18 protein-coding genes are annotated in these 18863 nt (G+C 72.1%); 8 read left to right on the forward strand and 10 right to left on the reverse strand.

Features of this window, described 5'->3' with window-relative positions; genetic code table 11:
* Positions 1 to 509 precede the first annotated feature (509 nt).
* Positions 510 to 2006 (forward strand): glutamate-cysteine ligase family protein, encoded by a 1497-nt coding sequence (locus tag AC4IJH_RS37205; RefSeq protein ID WP_490856413.1) that lies wholly within the window; start codon positions 510 to 512, stop codon positions 2004 to 2006.
* Between the two features lie 202 nt (positions 2007 to 2208).
* On the forward strand, positions 2209 to 3000 hold the full coding sequence (locus tag AC4IJH_RS37210; RefSeq protein WP_490856414.1) for a CPBP family intramembrane glutamic endopeptidase: 792 nt from the start codon (positions 2209 to 2211) through the stop codon (positions 2998 to 3000).
* A gap of 43 nt (positions 3001 to 3043) precedes the next feature.
* Here the strand turns inward: AC4IJH_RS37210 and AC4IJH_RS37215 are convergent, their stop codons facing one another.
* Together AC4IJH_RS37215 and AC4IJH_RS37220 are read right to left on the reverse strand one after the other, a co-directional pair.
* A complete protein-coding gene (locus tag AC4IJH_RS37215; protein ID WP_490856415.1) occupies positions 3044 to 3916 on the reverse strand; it encodes a PhzF family phenazine biosynthesis protein in 873 nt (290 codons plus the stop codon).
* 277 nt (positions 3917 to 4193) lie between these two features.
* Positions 4194 to 4967, reverse strand: coding sequence for a hypothetical protein (locus AC4IJH_RS37220; protein WP_490856416.1), 774 nt, complete (start codon positions 4965 to 4967; stop codon positions 4194 to 4196).
* Between the two features lie 251 nt (positions 4968 to 5218).
* Between AC4IJH_RS37220 and AC4IJH_RS37225 the strand changes: the two genes are divergently transcribed.
* Positions 5219 to 5821 carry a PadR family transcriptional regulator gene (locus AC4IJH_RS37225; RefSeq protein ID WP_490856431.1) on the forward strand — a complete coding sequence of 201 codons (603 nt, stop codon included), beginning with the start codon at positions 5219 to 5221 and terminating at the stop codon, positions 5819 to 5821.
* Between the two features lie 81 nt (positions 5822 to 5902).
* Here AC4IJH_RS37225 and AC4IJH_RS37230 read toward each other — a convergent pair whose 3' ends face one another.
* Both AC4IJH_RS37230 and AC4IJH_RS37235 read right to left on the reverse strand, forming a co-directional pair.
* Positions 5903 to 6331 (reverse strand): type II toxin-antitoxin system Rv0910 family toxin, encoded by a 429-nt coding sequence (locus tag AC4IJH_RS37230; RefSeq protein WP_490856417.1) that lies wholly within the window; start codon positions 6329 to 6331, stop codon positions 5903 to 5905.
* Between the two features lie 73 nt (positions 6332 to 6404).
* Entirely contained in the window at positions 6405 to 6929 is a 525-nt protein-coding gene (locus tag AC4IJH_RS37235) for an HAD domain-containing protein (protein WP_490856418.1), read from the reverse strand.
* Positions 6930 to 7333: 404 nt separating this feature from the next.
* Here AC4IJH_RS37235 and AC4IJH_RS37240 point away from each other — a divergent pair, with 404 nt between their 5' ends.
* Together AC4IJH_RS37240 and AC4IJH_RS37245 are read left to right on the forward strand one after the other, a co-directional pair.
* A complete protein-coding gene (locus AC4IJH_RS37240; protein ID WP_490856419.1) occupies positions 7334 to 7870 on the forward strand; it encodes a peptidase in 537 nt (178 codons plus the stop codon).
* Between the two features lie 244 nt (positions 7871 to 8114).
* On the forward strand, positions 8115 to 9128 hold the full coding sequence (locus AC4IJH_RS37245) for a DMT family transporter (protein ID WP_490856420.1): 1014 nt from the start codon (positions 8115 to 8117) through the stop codon (positions 9126 to 9128).
* A gap of 138 nt (positions 9129 to 9266) precedes the next feature.
* Here AC4IJH_RS37245 and AC4IJH_RS37250 read toward each other — a convergent pair whose 3' ends face one another.
* Both AC4IJH_RS37250 and AC4IJH_RS37255 read right to left on the reverse strand, forming a co-directional pair.
* On the reverse strand, positions 9267 to 9908 hold the full coding sequence (locus AC4IJH_RS37250) for an FMN-binding negative transcriptional regulator (RefSeq protein ID WP_490856421.1): 642 nt from the start codon (positions 9906 to 9908) through the stop codon (positions 9267 to 9269).
* 158 nt (positions 9909 to 10066) lie between these two features.
* Positions 10067 to 10729: a pyridoxamine 5'-phosphate oxidase family protein gene (locus AC4IJH_RS37255; RefSeq protein WP_490856422.1), complete on the reverse strand. Its 663-nt coding sequence runs from the start codon at positions 10727 to 10729 to the stop codon at positions 10067 to 10069.
* A 35-nt stretch (positions 10730 to 10764) separates the two neighbouring features.
* Here AC4IJH_RS37255 and AC4IJH_RS37260 point away from each other — a divergent pair, with 35 nt between their 5' ends.
* Positions 10765 to 12096 carry an aminotransferase class I/II-fold pyridoxal phosphate-dependent enzyme gene (locus AC4IJH_RS37260; protein ID WP_490856423.1) on the forward strand — a complete coding sequence of 444 codons (1332 nt, stop codon included), beginning with the start codon at positions 10765 to 10767 and terminating at the stop codon, positions 12094 to 12096.
* An 84-nt stretch (positions 12097 to 12180) separates the two neighbouring features.
* On the opposite strand, the gene AC4IJH_RS37265 is transcribed toward AC4IJH_RS37260, so the two are convergent.
* Entirely contained in the window at positions 12181 to 13353 is a 1173-nt protein-coding gene (locus AC4IJH_RS37265; protein WP_490856424.1) for a DMT family transporter, read from the reverse strand.
* A gap of 74 nt (positions 13354 to 13427) precedes the next feature.
* On the opposite strand from AC4IJH_RS37265, the gene AC4IJH_RS37270 reads away from it, so the two are divergent.
* A complete protein-coding gene (locus AC4IJH_RS37270) occupies positions 13428 to 14339 on the forward strand; it encodes a LysR family transcriptional regulator (RefSeq protein ID WP_490856425.1) in 912 nt (303 codons plus the stop codon).
* Between the two features lie 51 nt (positions 14340 to 14390).
* Here AC4IJH_RS37270 and AC4IJH_RS37275 read toward each other — a convergent pair whose 3' ends face one another.
* The 3 genes from AC4IJH_RS37275 to AC4IJH_RS37285 form a co-directional block, all read right to left on the reverse strand.
* On the reverse strand, positions 14391 to 15803 hold the full coding sequence (locus tag AC4IJH_RS37275) for a carboxyl transferase domain-containing protein (RefSeq protein ID WP_490856426.1): 1413 nt from the start codon (positions 15801 to 15803) through the stop codon (positions 14391 to 14393).
* The gene (locus tag AC4IJH_RS37280; protein WP_490856427.1) at positions 15796 to 17289 is read right to left on the reverse strand and encodes an acyl-CoA synthetase; all 1494 of its coding nucleotides are present in this window, start codon (positions 17287 to 17289) and stop codon (positions 15796 to 15798) included. Before AC4IJH_RS37280 ends, AC4IJH_RS37275 begins: the two co-directional genes overlap by 8 nt.
* Positions 17290 to 17491: 202 nt before the next feature.
* Entirely contained in the window at positions 17492 to 17956 is a 465-nt protein-coding gene (locus AC4IJH_RS37285; RefSeq protein WP_490856428.1) for a pyridoxamine 5'-phosphate oxidase family protein, read from the reverse strand.
* 252 nt (positions 17957 to 18208) lie between these two features.
* Here AC4IJH_RS37285 and AC4IJH_RS37290 point away from each other — a divergent pair.
* On the forward strand, positions 18209 to 18863 hold a 655-nt coding region (locus AC4IJH_RS37290), incomplete at its 3' end, for an isochorismatase family protein (protein WP_490856429.1).

An 18863-nucleotide genomic window follows, 5' to 3' on the forward strand; every position in this document is an offset into this window, starting at 1 on the left:
TCAGCGGGACGGGGTCAGAGCATGGCCGGCCGGGGCTGCGGCCCGACGGGGGGTCAGGCGCTGTGCCTCAGCACCGGTAGAACACCGCATCGCTGGGCGCCAACTCTCTGCCTCGTATCGCGGAGTTTATACGACGCATGTTCAGACAGTGTTTCCGCTAGCCGTCGGTGATATTTCTGGCAAGGCGGATTCCGGACCGACCGCGCGGCCGGTTTCACCGTATATGCGCATGGCTTCGCGCCACTACCTCCGATTTCCTTCCGGGCGCGGTAGGCCGGAACACGTCGATCGACTTCAGAAGGACCATGCAGAGGGTAATCGCCCAGGCAGTATGCCCATGGAACGTGCCGCCAAGTGTGTCACTTCAGCCTATCCGCCCGGCGGCCTGCGGCAGGCGTTATCGATCAGATTGACGGGGCATCATCGACCGTAGCGTCTTCCCCCGGCCGCGCCGGGGTGGCCCATGCGGCCCGTGGCCGCGGGCCGTCCAGTCGAGGAGGGGCGGTTCGATGGGGGAGAAGGTCGCCGGGGGCGGATTCGATCTCGCCGACCGGCAACGTTATCGAAGAAAGCTTCACGAGTGTCTGGCGGGATTGCGCAGGCTCTTGGAAGAGAAGCGCTTCGACCGGCCCAAGAATCTGGTGGGGCTGGAGATCGAATTGAACCTTGCCGATGCCCACGGTATGCCCCGGATGATGAACTCGCAGGTGCTCGAACGCATCGCGAGCAGGGATTTTCAGACCGAGCTGGCACAGTGCAATCTTGAGGTCAATATCATGCCGCACCGACTGGGCGGCAGAGTTTTGGACCAGCTCGCGGAAGAACTCCGAACGGGCCTTGCCTATGCGGACCGCAAAGCGCGCGAGGTGGCGGCGCGGATCGTCATGATCGGAATTCTGCCGACCCTGCGGGCCGCGGACCTGGTCTCCGCCAACCTCTCCGAGGTCGACCGCTACATGCTGCTCAACGACCAGATAAGGGCCGCCAGGGGCGAGGACTTCGCCATCGACATCCAGGGCGTGGAACGGCTGGTCACCACCTCGACGTCGATCGCGCCCGAAGCCGCCTGTACCTCGGTGCAACTGCACCTGCAGGTGACGCCGAACCGGTTCGCCGCCGTGTGGAACGCGGCGCAGGCGGTGGCCGCCGTACAGGTCGCGGTGGGCGCCAACTCCCCCTTCCTCTTCGGCCGCGAGCTGTGGCGCGAGTCGCGCCCGCCGCTGTTCCAGCAGGCCACCGACACCCGGCCGCCGGAACTCCAGGCGCAAGGGGTACGGCCGCGCACCTGGTTCGGCGAGCGCTGGGTGGAGTCGGCGCAGGACCTCTTCGAGGAGAACCTGCGCTTCTTCCCGCCGCTGCTGCCGATCTGCAACGAGGAGGAGCCGCTGCGGGTCCTGGACGAGGGCGGGGTGCCGGCCCTCGCGGAACTGGTGCTGCACAACGGCACGGTCTACCGATGGAACCGCCCGGTGTACGCGGTGGCCGACGGCGTACCGCACCTCAGGGTCGAGAACCGGGTGCTGCCCGCCGGACCCACCGTCACCGACGTCATCGCCAACACCGCCTTCTACTACGGACTCGTGCGGGCGCTGGCGGACGAGAGCCGGCCGGTGTGGTCCCGGATGCCCTTCGCCGCCGCGGCCCGCAACTTCGACGCCGCCTGCCGCCACGGCATCGAGGCCACGCTCCACTGGCCCCGCTCCGGCCGCTCCGGCGGCATCGCGGAGGTGTCCGCCGTACGGCTCGTACGGCAGGAACTGCTGCCGCTGGCCGCCGCGGGGCTGGACGCCTGGGGCGTGGAACCGGCGGACCGGGACCGCTATCTCGGCGTCATCGACGAGCGCTGCCGGCTGCGGGTCAACGGCGCGTCCTGGCAGGCCGCCGCCTACCACCGGGCGCTGAAGGAGGGACTGGACCGGGATGCGGCGCTGGCGGCGATGACCCGGCGCTATGCCGAGTTGATGCAGGGCGGGGAGCCGGTGCACGCGTGGGCGGCGTACGGCTGAGAGCGGAGGGGGACCGAGAGCGGAGGGAGACGCATGCCACGGTGAGGGGCCTCGTACGATCGGCCTGTCGCGCGCGATCTTCGTAACCGTCTTCGGAACGCTGGCGGGGCAGCGGCGGCGAAGCGGCGCAAGCGCGGAACTGGAGGCAGGTGTGCGGTCGAGGACGGGCCCGGTGGCGAACGGGGAATTCCCTGGTCAGGGGATGGACGAAGGGCTCGGTACGGGGGCGGGCGAGCGGCTTTCGCGCGGGGTGCTGCGCAGCGAGACGGCCCTGGTGCTCGCGCTGTCGCTCGGCGCGAGCGGGGTGTCGGCGCTCATCAGCTTCATCGGCTCGCTGACCAAACCGGGCGGGCTCAAGGACCAGGCGGCCCTGCTCAACGGCTCGCACGCGCCGGGGCGGCCCTGGCTCGACCTGGCCTGGCAGCTCTTCGGGATCGCCACCGCATTGGTGCCGGTGGCACTGGTGGCGCACCTGCTGCTGCGGGAGCGCGTCGGCGGGCTGCGCGCCGTGGGGTTCGACAGGCGGCGGCCGGGCTTCGACCTGGGGTGGGGCGTGGCGGTCGCGGCGGCCATCGGGGGCAGCGGGCTGCTGCTGTACCTGGGGGCGCGGGCGGCCGGGTTCAATCTGACGGTGGTGCCGGAAGCGCTGCCCGATGTGTGGTGGAAAATCCCGGTGCTGATCGCCTCGGCCGTACAGAACGCGGTCCTGGAGGAGGTCATCGTCGTCGGTTATCTGCTGCGCCGGCTGGGGCAGTTGGGGTGGACGCCGATGGCGGCACTGGCGGCGAGTTCGGTGCTGCGCGGCTCGTACCACCTCTATCAGGGCATCGGCGGCTTCTTCGGCAACATGGTCATGGGCGTGATCTTCGTGCTGCTGTACCGGCGTTGGGGGCGGGTCGGACCGCTGGTCGCGGCGCACGCGCTCATCGACATCGTGGCGTTCGTGGGCTACGCGCTGCTCGCGGGCAAGGTGGGCTGGCTGCCGACGGTCTGACCCGCCCCGGGGCTTCGTGGGCGGAGTTTCGCAGCGGTAACGATCAGCCGGTGGCGAGGAGTTCGCCGTCGATGACGGTGACGGCGCTGCCGGTCAGCAGCGTGCGGTCGCCGCGCAGTGCGGTGCGTACGAAACCGGTACGGGCGCCGCCCTGCAGGCCGGTGAGTTCGTCGCGGCCGAGCCGGGCGGACCAGAAGGGGGCGAGCGCGGTGTGCGCGCTGCCCGTCACCGGGTCCTCGTCGATCCCCGCGCCGGGGAAGAAACCGCGGGTCACGAAGTCGTAGCCGCCGTCGGGGTCTTCGGCGGGGGCGGTGGCGATGACGCCCCGCGCGTCGTGCCGGGCCAGCGCCCGGAAGTCGGGGGCCAGATTTCGTACGGTCTTCTCGTCGGCGAACTCGACCAGCGTGTCGCCGACGTTGGTCCCGGTGTCGTGGACGGAGAGGGGCTCGGCGCCCAGGGCCTCGGTCAGCGACCGCTTGATCGCGATGCGGGTCAGCGGGGCGGTCGGGAAGTCCATGGTGATGGATGAGGCGGCAGGGGCTGCCGTGGTGGCGCTTGCCGTGCCGCTCGGGGCAGCGGGGTCCGTACGGGCTGTCGTCGTCAGTACGCCACTGCGGGTGGCGAAGCGGACCGTGCCGGTGGCCGTACCCGTGGAGTGCAGCACATGCGCGGTGGCCAGAGTGGCATGGCCGCACAGATTGACCTCGACGGCCGGGGTGAGCCACCGCAGCGCCCAGTCGGCCTCGCCGCCCTCGGGGAGAGGGTGCGCGAAGGCGGTCTCGGAGAGGTTGACCTCGGCGGCGACCTGCTGGAGCCAGGCGTCGTCGGGGAAGGACCCGGAGTCCAGGAGCACGACGCCCGCGGGGTTGCCGGCGAAGGGGCGGTCGGTGAACGCGTCGACGATACGGATTCTCATGGCGCGAGCGTAGGGGTGCGGCGAGGCCACTGGCCAAGGCCAATCCTTGGATATTGGCCTCATTTTTCGAGAATTGGATCGGGGGGTAGGGGGGGCGGGTCGGGGAGTGCGGGCGGACGTGTGGAAGGGGTGTGTCCTTGGGGTGGGTTGGGGGAGACGCGTGGACTCGGTTCGCTGGGACGGGATGCAGGTCTCAGAGGTCGTGTGCGACGGGTGGCGTTCGAGAGAGTGACGGCTTGTTCGTGGCGGATCGCCGAGGGGGAGAGCTGATCCCGCATTAGGCTCCGTTCGAGCAGAACGGGGGACGGTGATGGAACGGTGGCCTGAGGGTCCCGCCGCTGATCCGGAAGCGGCGCGGGAGCGGTACGACTCCGACATGCGGGCGGTGCGCGGGGCGCTGCGAGAGGCGATCAGGGCAGACCCGCCCGACGCGCACTTCGGTCTGGGGATCGTTGTCGTCGCGAGTGTGATCGTGGGCTTGTTCGCGGGGCCGGCCGCTGGTGCCCTCGTAGCTGGAGCCTTCGCCGCTCTGTTCCTTGTTGCTCTGGTGGTCATGTTCCTTCGGGGCATTCGAGGTCTGGACGCGGGACTCCGGGCCTATCTCTTCACCTTTGGGTGGGCGAAGGGGATCTAGGAGCTGCTCGGTGCGCCAGATGATGAGGCCGATAGCCCTCGACGATGCGTCGGCGGTCTCGGCGATCGCCTGTCGCATCGTCTCCACCACAGCCGCGTCGATCTGGCCGACGGGCTGCATCTGTTCGGCCGACCGGCCATGTGCCAGCCCGACCAGCCCTTGCTGCTGGTATCGCTGGCGCCGCTGCTTGATGCCGTCGGCCGACACCTGATGCCCGGCCGTCATCAGCTCGGCAGTCTTGGCCCGTTCGCGCTCGGCCAGCGAGTGCCGGTTCGGATCGAACTCCGGCTGCGGCCCTGTCCCTTGCACAGCATCCGGCGACAGGCCGTGCAGGACCTCCAGGATGTGCCCGTTCCGCCGGCGGGCCTGCCTAGCAGCAGCCTCGGGGAACTCTGCGATCCGGGAGGTGGGCGGCACTCGCCTCTTCCCGGGCACCGGTCAACTCCGCCGGCCAAGTGCACGATCGTGCGTGGCGCCAACAAGTCGGCCGTATGTCCGCAGCTTTGACCTTCGATGAGACGAGCTGCGATCCGCCGGCGTTCGGTGGGATTCGCTCAAGGTCCGGTACGGCAGGGCGCTGGGGCGGCGTCTCGGAGGGGTTGTCGGGCGAGCTATTGCGATATATCGTTGAGGTGTCGTGATAGATCAACGATGTGAGGAGCGTAATGATGTACTCGCATGGACATGAGCGTTGGGGAGCCGGGCGTCGTGGTGGCCGGGGGGAATTCGAGGGGCGGGGGGAAGGGCGCCGTGCTGCGTTCGGGCCGTTCGGGCCGCCGTTTGGCGGGCCGCCCTTCGGTGGTGGTCGCGGGCGGGGTGGGCCGCGGGGGAGGGCGCGCCGCGGTGACGTACGCGCGTCCATCCTGGCGCTGCTCACGGACCGCCCGATGCACGGCTACGAGATGATCCGCGAGATCGCCGAGCGCAGTGGCGGGGCGTGGAAGCCGAGCCCCGGTTCCGTCTACCCGACCCTTCAGCTCCTGGAGGACGAGGGGCTGATCAGCAGCGCGAGCGAGGGTGGTAAGAAGCTCTTCTCGCTCACTGATGAGGGGCGTACGGAGGCCGAGGCCGGTCCGGACGCGCCCTGGGAGGACGCCGGACGGGGCGTGGACTGGGAGGCCATGAACGAGATCCGCAAGGCGGGTGGCGGCCTGGTCGAGGCGTTCCGGCAGGTGTGGGCCACCGGCACTCCCGAGCAGCGGGAGAAGGCCGTCGCGGTGGTCAACAAGGCCCGCAAGGAGCTGTACTTGATCCTCGCCGAGGATGAGTGAGCCGCGGCCGCGCGCCGCGGGTGTGAGATCGAGGGCCGTGACCTGGGTATTGCCCGGTCACGGCCCTCTCGTCGTGCGTGGTCAGGTGACCAGTGCGGCGAGGTTGCGCAGCGATTCGTCGAGGGCGGTGCCCGCCGAGTCCTTGAGTTTGCCGGCCATCAGGGATACGGCGGGGCCCGTGAACACCCCGTCGATGCGGACCGTCGTCGCCGTGCCGTGCGGCGTCAGCTCGTAGCGCATGCCGAGGCTGACGCCCATCGGGCCCTTGCCCTTGAGGTCGAGCAGGCGGCCGGGCTCCAGGGCCGCCACCGTCCAGTTCACCTCGGCGGGGAAGCCCATCAGCTTCATGTTCTCCTCGTAGCCGGCGCCGACTTCGAGGGTGCTGGGGCCGCCGTGCGGGAAGCCGGTGTGGGTGGCGTTCCACTGACCGTACGCAGCGAAGTCGGTCAGCCGGTCCCACAGCTTCTCGGCCGGTGCCTCGATACGGGCCTGGGCGGTGACTTCGGCCATGCGGGCATCCCTTCGTGGCGGTTCTCGGCGGTGGCTCCGGTGCCGCGGAACGTAGCCGTAAGGGGGCGAAGGTTCAATACTGATGGGCCGTCAGGTTCATGCAGAGGCGGGCCCGGGGCAGACGGGTGAGCAGGCGGTCGACATGCTCGCGGCGCAGCCCGTGCGCGGGGTCGACCGGGATCAGCAGCCGGTCGGAGCGCCAGCGGGACTGCCGCAGCAGGCTGTCGGGGATCACATCGTCGACCCAGGCGAAGGGGCGGCCGGCGGCGAAGCGCAGCAGCGGGGCCCACTTGCGGCCCAAGAGGGACTCGGGGCCGGGCAGTTGAGGGTCGTCCGGACGGCTGCGGTAGCCGGTGAACTCCACGACCGGCAGCGCGGGGAGTTTCAGTATGGGTGCGATATGGGTGTTCGCGTGGTGCTCCCAGGTGGAGGCCCAGGTGAGCTCGTAGGTCTCCGACAGCTCGCGCAGCCAGTCGCCGTGGTCGGTGGAGAGCAGCACGGTGAAGTCGAGCAGGTTGTGCGCGGTGAAGCCGGGGGTGGGCAGCACCGGGTTCAGGACACCGTCGATGTCCAGGAACAGTAGGGGTCGAGTGGCCATCGGACTCCTTGGCCGCGAAGCGGGTGGGGCCCGCGGGGTGCGGCGGGGCGGGTGGGGGAGGTGGATGGGACGGTTGCCTGGGAGGGACGTGGGGTGGGGCGACGGCGGTTGCGTACGGGGCGTGAATGGCCTGATCACGCGCCCCTGGGGCGGAGTGTGCTCCCTCGGACGGGGCGGTGTGTGCTCCCTCGGAATCCCCGCCGGTTTCTCCTCGGGTTCCCCTGGTTTCCCGTCGAATCCCTCTGGGCTCGCCCCTGTGTTCCGTCGGCTCTTTCCTCGGCCCAGCACACGGTCTCTCGTCCGCAAGGATGAGATTTCCTCCGCCGGTGCCCAACCACGGTGGGATGCGCAAATGCTTCCCGCCGGGGATGTTCCAGGCGCGGGAGGCTGGTGGGGTGGGGTGTGTGCAAAACCGTACTGCGTACAACAGTGGAGCGGGTCCTGCCCAGGAGGACCTCGATGCGCAGCTCACCGTAGAGCTGGCGTCGGTGGTCTCCGCTGCGCGCAGACGGGCCACGCGTGACGGGGACCGGCAGGTGGACACCGCGCATCTGCTGCACGGGCTGCTGGAATCGGACCCCGCGGTCCGCGAGGCGTTCGACGGCGGAGGGCCGCAGGTCGCGCGGCTGCTCGGCTATCTCGTACAGCGCAGTATCGGCTACGGCCTCCAGTGGCACGGCACCGTCGAGGATTCCGGTGCGGTGCCGATGGTGGGCGAGGGCGGCGTACCGGGGTGGTCGCCCGCCGCGGCCGCGGCCCTGGACGGCGCGCTGGACCGCGCCCATGCCCGCTATGCCACCCGCGCAGGCTGCCTCGATCTGCTCGCCGCGCTGGTGGACGACCCGGAGTCGCGGGCGGTCGCCGTGCTGCGGCGGGCCTCCGTGGATACGGCGGCGCTGGCCGAACGGCTCGATGGAGAGCGTGGCGGCGAGGAGGAGTGACGGGAGCGCTCCGGGAGGCCGACAGCTCCTGGGAAAGGGCTTGTCCGCCCTCCGGCCTGCCACGTAGTGTGGCGATCATGCATTCGACTGTGCTGCCCCCTCCCGCCGCGTAAGGCGGGTGGCGGCCTCCTAGGAAAGCCCGGCTCGGGCCATGCGCCGAGCCGGTCGTCGCTGTCCGCACACGGGACCACGCGATCACTGCGCGGCGCCTTCGCCGCGCCTGCTTTCCCGGAGAAGAACTCCCATGAACGCCTTGTCTTCCCCTGCCCTGCCCGTGGGGCGGGGTCTGTTGTACGTGACCATCGCCGCGACCGCCTGGGGCACCGCGGGCGCTGCCGCCGCGCTCCTGTACCGCAGCAGCGGGCTGGGACCCGTGGCCCTCACCTTCTGGCGGTCCGTCGGCGGCATGGCGCTGCTGCTGGCCGTATGGCCGCTGATCCGCCGCCGTAAGGCCGCGGCCGCCTCTCGTGGCGGGGAGCCGCTGCGGCTGCGTGTGCGGCGTATCGCCGTCACCGGTCTGACGCTGACCGTCTTCCAGGCCGGGTACTTCCTTGCGGTCCAGGCCACCGGGCTGGCCGTCGCGACGGTCGTGACCATGGGTGCGGGGCCCGTACTGATCGCCATCGGCGCTCGCGTGACGATGGGCGAACGGCTGGGCGTGGGCGGTGCGTTGGCCGTAGTGGGCGCGCTGGCCGGACTCGTGGTGCTGGTCCTGGGAGGCGAGGCGGACACGGTCCGGCCGCTCGGGGTGGCGTACGCGGTGCTGTCCGCCGTGGGCTGGGCGGGGATGACGCTGTCCACGCGGTGGCTGGGGCGGCAGGGCGCCGGCATGGACCCGTACGCGTCCACGGTCTGGGCCTTCGCCGTCTGCGCCGGGTGCCTGGCGGCGCCTGCGGCGCTGGAGGGGCTGTGGCCCCAGGCGCATGAACTGGCCCGCAGCGTCTGGCTGCTGGTCTATATCGCGGCGGTGCCGACGGCGGTCGCCTACGGGCTCTACTTCGCGGGGCTCGCGGCCGTGCGGGCGGCCACGGCTTCGGTGCTCGCGCTGATCGAGCCCATGACGGCGGCGGTGCTGGCGGTGGTGCTGCTCGGCGAGCGGCTGACCGCGGCCACGGTGGTCGGAACGGGCGTGCTGCTGTTGGCCGTTGCGGGGCTGGCGGTCGCGGAGGCGCGCGGAGCCGTGGCCGCGCGCGGAGCCGTGGCGGCGCGGGCGGGAGCGGTGCAGGGGGAGGACGAGGTGGTGACGGTGGTGGGCTGATCGGGGCGGGGGCGGGGGCGGTCGGAGTCTCGGATTCTCGGCTCCGGTGAGCGGGGACGGGGCCGGTTCGGACGGGTAGGGGCCGGCCGTACGGATGTGTGTGTCCGTACGGCCGGCCCCGGCCGGTGCGCGTGGGGCTCAGCGGCGGGACGCGGCCAGCCTGCGCTGCTGATGGGCGCGTGCCTGTGCGTCGCCGGGGGCGTCGCGCTCGGCGAGGCGCGCCGATATCCGTTCCTGGACGGCCTCGCTGCGCTTGCCCGCGTACTTGAACTTGGCGCGTACGTCCGTCACTTCGAGGCGCAGCGCCCGGATGCCGGACAGCTGGCGGCCGTACGGTTCCTGTTCGGCGGCGACCGGGGCCGAGCCGCCCTCGGGCTGGAAGTGGTTCATCTGGCGCTGCAGCAGCTCGGCCTTCTCGTGCGGATCGTCCACGATGTGGGCGGTGCAGGTCAGCTGGACGGCGGCGTAGAAGCTGGTGGGGACGCCGTGCTCGGAGGGCTGGTCCTCGGCGGCCTGCCAGGGGCCGGGGATGAAGGCGTAGTCGTCGACCACGCTGAGCAGGACGGTGGGGTGCGCTTCGAGGGCGCGCCAGATGGGGTTGGGGCGGGCGAGGTGGGTGATGGCCTCGCGGCGCTCGGGGGCGTAGGCGAAGTGCAGGGGCTGCACGAACGGGGGCTGACCCGGTGGGCCGCCGGCGGCGAGCTGGCCGAAGTCGTGGGCGGCCAGCCAGTGTTGCCATTCGGCGTCGTCGGTGGGGGCGTCCCAGGGGTGGATCAGCATGCGGTGGCTCCTCGGCGGTGGGGCGGTGCTGTGGTTGCTGGGTGCAGCCTTGGGTTGGTGGTTGGTGGTTGGTGGTTGGTGGTTGGTGGATAGGGGATGGGGGATGGGGGATGGGGCTCGTGGCGTTGGGTGGTGGGTGCTGATCGGGGCGGGTGAGGTCAGCGGGCCGAGAGGTAGGCGGGTTCGGTGATGTCGGTGGCCAGGTCGTCGGCCGGTATCGGCGCGCCGTAGGTCTGGGTGACGGGGACGACGCCGGTCCAGTGCGGGAGGGAGAGGTCCTGCGGCTCGTCGTTGGGGCCGCCCGTACGGATCTTGGCGGAAACCTCGCGCAGGTCGACGCGGATGACGGCGGTGGCCGCGAGCTCCTTGGTGTTGGCGGGGCGGGAGTCGGCGGCGCGGCCCGGCACGACGTGGTCGACCAGGGCGTCGAGCGCGGCCGTCTTCTCCTGCGGGTCGGTGACCTGGTACGCGGTCCCGTGCACCACTACGGAGCGGTAGTTGATGGAGTGGTGGAAGGCGGACTTGGCCAGGACCAGGCCGTCGACGTGGGTGACGGTGACGCAGACGGGCAGGCCGGGGCCCGAGCCGCCGGCCCCGCGCAGCGGGCGCGAGCCGGTCGAGCCGTGGAGGTAGAGGTGGTCCTCGACCCGGGCGAAGAGGGTGGGCAGGACGACGGGGGCGCCGTCGCGGATGAATCCCAGGTGGCAGAGGTAGGCGGAGTCGAGGATGGCGTGCACGGTCTCGTGGTCGTAGGCGGCACGCTCTGCGGAACGGGTCGGCACGGTCCGGTCGGTGGGAGCGAACGATGCGGCTCGAGACATTGCCATCTCCATTGAACTAGTGCATAATCTGGTTTGTGCTAGGAGAGTATCGGATCGAAGGGCGGCGCGCATCGGAGATTGCCGCCAGCGTCGAGCGAGCCATCGGTGCGGGCGAGCTCCAACCGGGCGAAGTCCTGCCCCCACTAAGGGAGTTGGCCGTCTATCTGGAGGTCAATCCGAATACGGTCGCGGCCGCGTACCGCACGCTGCGCGACCGCGGAGTGATCGAGACGGGCGGCCGGCGCGGCAGCCGGGTGCGGCCGCGGCCTGCCACCACCTCGCGCGAGGCGCTGCGGATCGAGATGCCGCCGGGCGTGCGCAATCTGTCCACCGGCAACCCGGACCCCGCGCTGCTCCCGAGCCTGGGGCCCGCGCTCGCCGCGGCGGCGGCCCGCAGCGACGCACAGCCCACGCTCTACGGCGCGCCCATCGTCGACGAGGAACTGGCACGAGCGGCCCGCGCCGCCTTCGACGCCGATGGGGTGCCGGGTGGCCCGGTCGCCGTCACCTCCGGTTCGCTCGACGCCATCGAGCGGGTGCTCTGCGTCCATCTGCGCCCCGGGGACACGGTCGCGGTCGAAGACCCGGGCTGGGGAAGCCTGTTGGACCTGATACCGGCTCTCGGTCTGCGCCCCGCGCCGGTCGCCGTGGACGACGAGGGGCCGTTGCCGGGCCAGTTGGAGACGGCGCTGGAGGCGGGGGCCAGGGCGGTGGTGATAACCGGCCGGGCACAGAATCCGACGGGCGCGGTGGTGAGCGCGCAGCGCGCCGGCGAACTGCGGGCGCTGCTGGCGGACCACCCGGGCGCGCTGCTGATCGAGGACGACCACGGCCACGGCATCGTCGATCTCCCGCTGCACCCGCTGGCGGGCGCCACCGACCGGTGGGTGCTGGTGCGCTCGACGGCCAAGGCGTACGGCCCCGATCTGCGGCTGGCGGTGCTCACCGGCGATGCGGAGACCGTGGACCGGGTGCGCGGACGGCAGCGTCTGGGCCCCGGCTGGATCAGCCATGTACTGCAGCGCGCCGTCGTGCATCTGTGGCAGACGGATGCGGTGGATCCGGCCTCGGTGGCAGCCGAGTACGACAGACGCAGGGACGCGCTGATACGGGCCCTGGCGCTGAGAGGTGTACGGGCGCGCGGCCGCAGCGGGATGAACGTCTGGGTCCCGGTCGCCGACGAGACCGGCGCGGTGGCGCGCCTGCTGCACGCGGGCTGGGCCGCCGCCCCCGGAGCACGCTTCCGCATCAACTCCCCCCAGGGAATACGGGTCACGATCTCCGGACTCGACGACCAGGACATCGCCCCCTTGGCGGACGCCATCGCATCGGCCACCAGCCCGGGGGAGGAGCGGCGGTACGAGTGATGGCGCGGCCTGGAGGTGCTGCGGTGCGAGTGATGGGGCGCGGGCGGAACAGGTGTGGGGTGTAAGGGGGGCAGGGAACGCGGGTTACTTGGTGGGGGAGGGGTGGCGGGGGCGGCTTTGGGTTAGGGCTGCGCCGGAGAGGACGATCAGGGCGCCGATGGGGGTGGTCCAGGTGAGGTGTTCGCCGAGGAGGGTGACGCCCGCGGTGGTGGCGATGACGGGGACGAAGTAGGTGACCATCTGGGCTGTGGTGGGGCCGACTTCGGCGACCAGGCCGTACTGCAGGAGGAAGGCGAAGCCGGTGCCCAGTGCGCCGAGGGCGAGGACGGCCAGTACGGGGGCGAGGGGGAAGGAGGTCGGCAGGGTGGTGAAGAGGGGGGTGACCACGGCGAGTTGGAGGGTGGCCAGGGTGAGTTGGGTGGTGGACATGGACAGGTGGGAGTGCTGCGAGGTGCCCAGGGTGCGGCGGACGTAGATCCAGCCGATGGGGTAGGAGAGCGAGGCGCCCAGTGCCATGGCGGTGCCCGTCAGATCCGTACCGGAAAAGCCCTGCCAGGCGCCGAGGACGGTGAGGACTCCCAGGAAGCCCAGGCCCAGGCCCGCGACGCGTCGGCGGGTGGGGCGGTCCTCGGAGAGCGCGACCAGCGACAGCAGCATGCCCCACAGCGGTGAGGTGGCGTTGCAGATGCCGGCCAGGGTGGAGGGGATGGTCAGCTCGGCGTAGGCGAAGAGCGAGAAGGGGAGCGCGTTGAGGAAGAACGCCGCGACCATGAGATGGCCCCAGGTGCGGGCGTCGCGCGGCAGCCGCTCGCGCTTGACGATCAGTACGGCGAAGAGCACGGCCGCGCCGAAGGCCACCCGGCCGAGGGTGACCTGCAAGGGTGCGAAGCCCTCGGTGCCGACCTTGATGAAGAGGAAGCTGAAGCCCCAGATGAGGGAGAGGACGGCGAAGGTGATGCGCCAGTTGCGGTGAGGGCGGGGGTGGGGGAGAGGGCGGGCGGCTGGGGTGTCGGCCGAAGCCGTGCTGGCGGGCTTCGCGTCCGGGGCTGAGTCGGCGGACTTCGGGTTCGAGGCTGAGTCGGCGGGCTTCGCGTCCGGGGCTGAGCCGGCGGACTTCGGGTTCGAGGCTGAGCCGGTGGGGTTCGGGTTCGGGGCTGAGCCGGTGGGGTTCGACGGAGGGGCGGTAGGGGACGTGGGGGAAGTGGTCAGGGGTGGGGCGGGGGTTGAAGAAGGTTCGGTGGGGGCGGTGGTGCTCATGGGGTCTACGATCCGGCGCGGGATCTCGTAGAACAAGCGAGAGTTTGTGACACCTATCGCTTAGAGTTGCTTACATGTTGAATCTGGATCGGCTTCGGACGCTGAGCGCGGTCGCCCGCCATGGCTCGGTGAGCGCGGCGGCCGAGGGCCTGCATGTGACGACCTCCGCGGTGTCGCAGCAGCTCGCCAAGCTGGAGCGGGAGACCGGACAGCAGCTGCTGGCCAAGAACGGCCGGGGCGTGCGGCTGACCGACGCGGGACGGCTGCTGGCCGACCACGCGGCGCGCATCCTCTCCCAGGTCGAGCTGGCCCAGGCCGACCTGGAGGCGCACCGCGGCCAGGCGGTGGGAGAGCTGCGGCTCGGCGCATTCCCGACCGCGGCCCGCGGCCTCTTCCCCCGCGCGCTCGCCGCACTGCGCCACGATCACCCTCAACTCCGGGCCGGGCTGCGGGAGATGGAGCCCGATGAGGCCGTACGGGGACTGGTGCGCGGCGATATCGACCTGGCGGTCGTCCTGGACTGGTACAACCGGCCGCTCTCGCTGCCCGAGGGGATGGCCAAGGCGCCGCTGCTGGACGATCCGGCCGATGTCGTCGTGCCGTCCACCCATCCGCTGGCCCGGCGCCGGGCGGTGGAGCTGGAGGACTTCGCCGACGACGAGTGGATTTCCTGGCCGCAGGGGGAGTTCTGCCACGACTGGCTGATGTTCACGCTGCGCGGCAAGGGCATCGAGCCGCGCATCGCGCACATGGCCGAGGAGCACCACACCCAACTCGCCCTGATCGCCGCGGGACTGGGCATCGCCGTCGCCCCACGGCTGGGCCGCGGCCCGCTCCCGGAAGGGGTGAGCGCGGTCCCCGTACGCCACGCGATGCGCCGCCATGTGTACGCCATCTGGCGCGCCGACGCCGACCGCCGCCCCTCCATCAGGGCCGCGGTCACCGCCCTGCGGACCGCGGGCAAGGCGGTGGAGGGGGAGAGCTGAGCGCGGCCGGGGCGGGCCGGAGGTGGTGGCCCGCCTCGGCGCGGATCCCGGTCAGGTGCCCTGGTGAGGGCGCACGATGGCCTGGATGACGTCCAGGGCGAGCAAGTCCTGCGGGCGGATGTGGAGTTGGTCGGCGGTGCGGTGGGTGTCGGAGCTGTCGCGTTTGAGGATGGCGGTGGCCAGCTCGGGGGCGATCACCGAGAAGTAGCTGTCGGGGGTGGCCCAGAGGCGGTCGGGAGCGGACAGGGCCAGGGCGCCGCCGGAGCCGCCCTCGCCGATGAGGAGTGAGGTGACCGGGGTGCGGGCGGTGGCGAGGGCGGCGAAGGTGTCGGCGATGGCCGCGCCCGCGCCGGAGCGCTCGGCCTCGGCGTCGTTGGCCGCACCCGGGGTGTCCACGAGGGTCAGGACGGGAATGCCGAGCCGGCCGGCGAGCCGTACCAGGCGGGCCGCGGTGCGGAAACCGGCCGGGCGGGTCGCCGTACCGCACTGCGCGGCGAAGGCGACCGTACGGCCCCGGCGGTGGCCGAAGCCGCAGCGCATGCCCTCGTCCGTGCCCGAGCAGCGGTCGCCGCTGATCTCCTCCCACCAGTCGAAGTAGGCGTCCAGATAGGCCCCGGCGCGCGGCCGTTCGGTGTCGCGGGCCCGCAGGACGGCGTCCCAGCCGGTGTCGGGCAGCGCGGCGGCCGTGCGGGCGTGCGGAGGCTCGGCGGGCTCTGAGCTGGGGTGGGTCAGCAGCCGCAGCCAGCGCCCCACCGTCTCCCGCAGCCGCTCGGGCGGCACGATGGCGTCGATCTGTCCGGCGGAGTACTGGCTCTCGGCGGTGTAGGCGTACGGATCGGCGTCGGCGGGCCGTACGCGCGAGCCCGCGAAGCCGATCTGGGCCCCGGGCAGGGCGAGGATCACATCCGCGCCCGCGCCGAGCGTGGCCCAGCCGCCGCCCGTCGTCGGGTCGCGCACCACGGCGAGCTGCGCCAGCCCGGCCGCGCGGGTCAGCGCGGACTGACCCGCCACCCGCTGGAGCTGGGAGAGCGCCCGCATGCCCTCCTGCATCCGGCTGCCACCGGTGGCGATCAACGAGACGACCGGCAGGCGCAGTTCGCGGGCGCGGGTGTACGCGGCCTCCAGACGGTCGCCGGTGCGCTCGCCGAGCGACCCGCCCAGAAAACCGAACTCGAAGGAGATCACCACCGCTTCGGTGTCGCCGATGGTGGCGATGCCGCAGACCACGGACTCGCGTTCACCCGTGCGCGCCCGGGCCCGCGCCCGGGCGTCGTCGTAGCCGTCCCAGCCCAGCGGCCCGTCCGCCGGGCGCGCCGCGGCACAACCGGCTTCGGGGAGGGATCCGGCCGAGGCGGCGGGCTCCGGGAGCTCGGTGAAGTGCTCCGCGAGGGTGGCGATCGCCTGACGGGCCGAGAGGCGCGGCGGCGGGCTCGCGGCGGGCGGTGGTCCGGGCGTGTCAGACATGGAGGGCTCGCTTGAGGACCTTGCCCATGTCGTTGCGGGGCAGGGCGTCCAGGAAGTGGACCACGCGGGGGCGCTTGTGCGGCGCGAGCCGGCGGGCGACGTGGTCGGCGAGCTCCTCGGCGGAGGGGGGCTGGCCGTCGCCTGCCGCCGGGACGATCCAGGCGACGACGCGCTCGCCCAGATCCTCGTCCGGCTCGCCGGTGACCGCGGCCTCGGCGACTCCCGGGTGCTCCAGGAGGGCGTTCTCGATCTCGCCCGCGCCGATCTTGTAGCCGCCGCTCTTGATGAGGTCGGTGGCCTTGCGGCCGACGATGCGGTAGTTCCCCGCGGAATCCCGGGTGGCCATGTCGCCCGTACGGAACCAGCCGCCGTCGAAGGCCGCCTCGGTGGCGTCCGGGCGGTTGAGGTACTCGACGAAGAGGTTGGGGCCGCGGACCTGGATCTCGCCCACCGTCTCGCCGTCACTGGTCTCGATGGCCGCGCCGCTCTCGTCGACGAGGCGGACGTACACCCCGGGCACCGGAACGCCGACGGTGCCCGTGGCCGGTTCCCCGTCGGCCCGGACGCTGGTGTTCATCAGCGTCTCCGACATGCCGTAGCGCTCGATGACCCGGCGGCCCGTGGCGGCCCTGATCCGCTCGTGGTCGGTCAGCGGGAGGGCGGCGGAGCCGGAGACCAGCAGGCGGGCCCTGGCCAGAGCCTTGGCGAGCGCGGGGTCCTGGCCGGCCTCGGCCGCCAGGCGGTGGTACATCGTCGGCACGCCGAAGAGCATCGTGCCCGGTCCGGCCAGCTCGCGGGCGACGCCCTCAGTGGAGAAGCGCCCCAGGTGGTGGACGCTGCCGCCGCGGCGCAGCGGGCCGAGGATGCCCAGGATGAGGCCGTGGACGTGGAAGAGCGGCAGGGCGTGCACGAGAACGTCCTGGTCGGTCCACTGCCAGACCTCCGCCAGGGCGTCCAGGGTGTGGGCGATGGCGCGGCGGGGGAGGACGACGCCCTTGGGCGGGCCGGTGGTGCCGGAGGTGTAGACGATCAACGCCGGGGCCTCGGCGCCCGGTTCGCGCGGGAGCGCGGGAACGGGCGGCAGCGCCGGTTCCGCGCCGCCCTCCGCGTCCGCCGCGTACGGCTCCAGTGCGGCGGTGAGGTCGACGTCGAGGCGGGGCAGGGCGGCCAGCCGCTCCGGGAGTGCGGCGCCCGGCTCGGCCAGTACGAGGCCGGGCACGCTGTCCGCCAGGATGTGCGCCAGCTCGCTCTCACCGATCTTCGGATTGAGCGGTACGGCGGGCACACCGGCCAGCAGCGCGGCGACCGCGCCGACGGCGGTCTCCAGTGTGGGCGTGGCCCACAGGGCCACCCGTGTCTGGCCGCTCAGCTGCTCGGCGAGCGGGCCCGCCACCGAGGCCAGCCGCTGGTAGCTCAGCGCGCGGTCACCGAAGCGCAGCGCGGGCCGGTCCGGTGCCTCGCGCAGCGCCGGGAAGAGCTCGTTCACCCGATCTCCTTCGTCCTCGTGGCCGCCGTAGTGGGCCGTCGTGCGGTGCCGGCGGGCGCGGCGCGAGTGCGCGCACGCCCCGCCACCGCACCCGCGGTGACGCGCCGACGACCTCCACTTTCGCAGAGACCACCGACATCGCGATCAAGACCCCGGGGGAAACGGGCCGCGAGGCGCTCCGGAGGGCTGGGGAGTCAGGGTGTCAGCCCGGGAGCTTGCGGAAGTCCCAGGAGACCAGGGCGTCGGGGATCAGCCGCAGCCAGGCATGCCGCCCGTCATGGGGCATCTCGGACATGCCGAAGTACTTCGCGGCGAACAGGCTCTCCGCCTCGGCGAGTTCGGGGCACTCCTGGCCGGTGCGCGGCACCTCGCCCACGATCTGCACGCTGCCCGACAGCTCCACGCCGCGCAGCTCCCCGTACGCCTCCCCGCCGTCCACCAGGACGGCGGTGCGCGCGTCCTTGGCGAGCTGGGCCCACCTCTTGCTGCGGGTGATGGAGTACAGCCACAGCGCGGCGCCGTCCCAGACGAACCACAGCGCGCCCACGTGCGGGGCGCCGTCCGCGCCGACCGTCGCCACCCGGCAGGTGCGCTGCTCCGTCAGGAACGCGTCCGTCTCCTGGGGTGTCATCATGATCCGGCGTCCGCGCCGCTGTGTCGCGACCATGGGGTGCCACCTCCACTGTTTCGTCGGCGCACGGCCTGGCCGGGTGCCCGACACGACGTCTGACTGGATGTCAGGAATCATGCGGGCTCTTCCTAAAGGGCGCAATGCCGGATAGCCTCGCGCGCCTCGAACCGGGCGCGGACACACCGCGCGTCCCGCGCCGGGCCCAGGCCACCGGGCAGACGCGGATGCGGCAGCGCACGCAGGTGCAGCAGCAGGAAGCACAAGCAGCGGATACGGAGAAGGGCAGCCATGGCATCGGATGCGCGCCTCATGGAGCAGCTGGACCCGGCGGCCACCGTCCTGCTCACCGTCGAGTGCCAGCGCGGCGTCGTCGGCCCGGACAGCGCGCTGCCCGAACTCGCCGCCGCGGCCCGCGCATCCGGTGCGCTGACCAACATCGCCCGGCTCGTGGCGGCCGCCCACCACGTGGGCGTCCAGGTGCTGCACGCCGTCGCCGAACGCCGCCCCGACGGCCGGGGCGCCAGCCGCAACGCCCGCCTCTTCCGGGCCGCCGAGCGGCTGCCCGTACAGCAGCTCACCGGCACGACGGCCGTACGGGTGGCCGAGCAGATCCCCGTCGCGGACGAGGACCTGGTGCTGCGCCGCCTGCACGGGCTCTCGCCGCTCGCCGGTACGGAGGCGGACGCGCTGCTGCGCAACTTCGGCTGCCGGACCCTGGTCGTGACCGGCGTCTCCGCCAATGTCGCCGTCCCCAACGCCGTCTTCGACGCGGTCAACGGCGGCTATACGGCGGTGGTACCCGCGGACGCCATCGCCGGTGTGCCCGCCGACTACACCCCGGCGATGGTCCGCCACACCCTCGCGCTGGTCGCCACCGTCACCAGCACCGAAGAGGTGCTCTCCTGCTGGAAGCGGTCCCGGGGGGGGGGGGGGGGGGGGGGGG

The organism is Streptomyces sp. UF-297 (genome assembly GCF_058245575.1).

Excerpts from the sequence above, each read along its gene's own strand:
- AC4IJH_RS37205 (WP_490856413.1), top strand. The coding sequence starts at position 510 with ATGGGGGAGAAGGTCGCCGGGGGCGGATTCGATCTCGCCGACCGGCAA.
- AC4IJH_RS37210 (WP_490856414.1), top strand. The coding sequence starts at position 2,209 with ATGGACGAAGGGCTCGGTACGGGGGCGGGCGAGCGGCTTTCGCGCGGG.
- AC4IJH_RS37215 (WP_490856415.1), bottom strand. The coding sequence starts at position 3,916 with ATGAGAATCCGTATCGTCGACGCGTTCACCGACCGCCCCTTCGCCGGC.
- AC4IJH_RS37225 (WP_490856431.1), top strand. The coding sequence starts at position 5,219 with ATGTACTCGCATGGACATGAGCGTTGGGGAGCCGGGCGTCGTGGTGGC.
- AC4IJH_RS37230 (WP_490856417.1), bottom strand. The coding sequence starts at position 6,331 with ATGGCCGAAGTCACCGCCCAGGCCCGTATCGAGGCACCGGCCGAGAAG.
- AC4IJH_RS37235 (WP_490856418.1), bottom strand. The coding sequence starts at position 6,929 with ATGGCCACTCGACCCCTACTGTTCCTGGACATCGACGGTGTCCTGAAC.
- AC4IJH_RS37245 (WP_490856420.1), top strand. The coding sequence starts at position 8,115 with ATGAACGCCTTGTCTTCCCCTGCCCTGCCCGTGGGGCGGGGTCTGTTG.
- AC4IJH_RS37250 (WP_490856421.1), bottom strand. The coding sequence starts at position 9,908 with ATGCTGATCCACCCCTGGGACGCCCCCACCGACGACGCCGAATGGCAA.
- AC4IJH_RS37255 (WP_490856422.1), bottom strand. The coding sequence starts at position 10,729 with ATGTCTCGAGCCGCATCGTTCGCTCCCACCGACCGGACCGTGCCGACC.
- AC4IJH_RS37265 (WP_490856424.1), bottom strand. The coding sequence starts at position 13,353 with ATGAGCACCACCGCCCCCACCGAACCTTCTTCAACCCCCGCCCCACCC.
- AC4IJH_RS37270 (WP_490856425.1), top strand. The coding sequence starts at position 13,428 with ATGTTGAATCTGGATCGGCTTCGGACGCTGAGCGCGGTCGCCCGCCAT.
- AC4IJH_RS37275 (WP_490856426.1), bottom strand. The coding sequence starts at position 15,803 with ATGTCTGACACGCCCGGACCACCGCCCGCCGCGAGCCCGCCGCCGCGC.
- AC4IJH_RS37285 (WP_490856428.1), bottom strand. The coding sequence starts at position 17,956 with ATGGTCGCGACACAGCGGCGCGGACGCCGGATCATGATGACACCCCAG.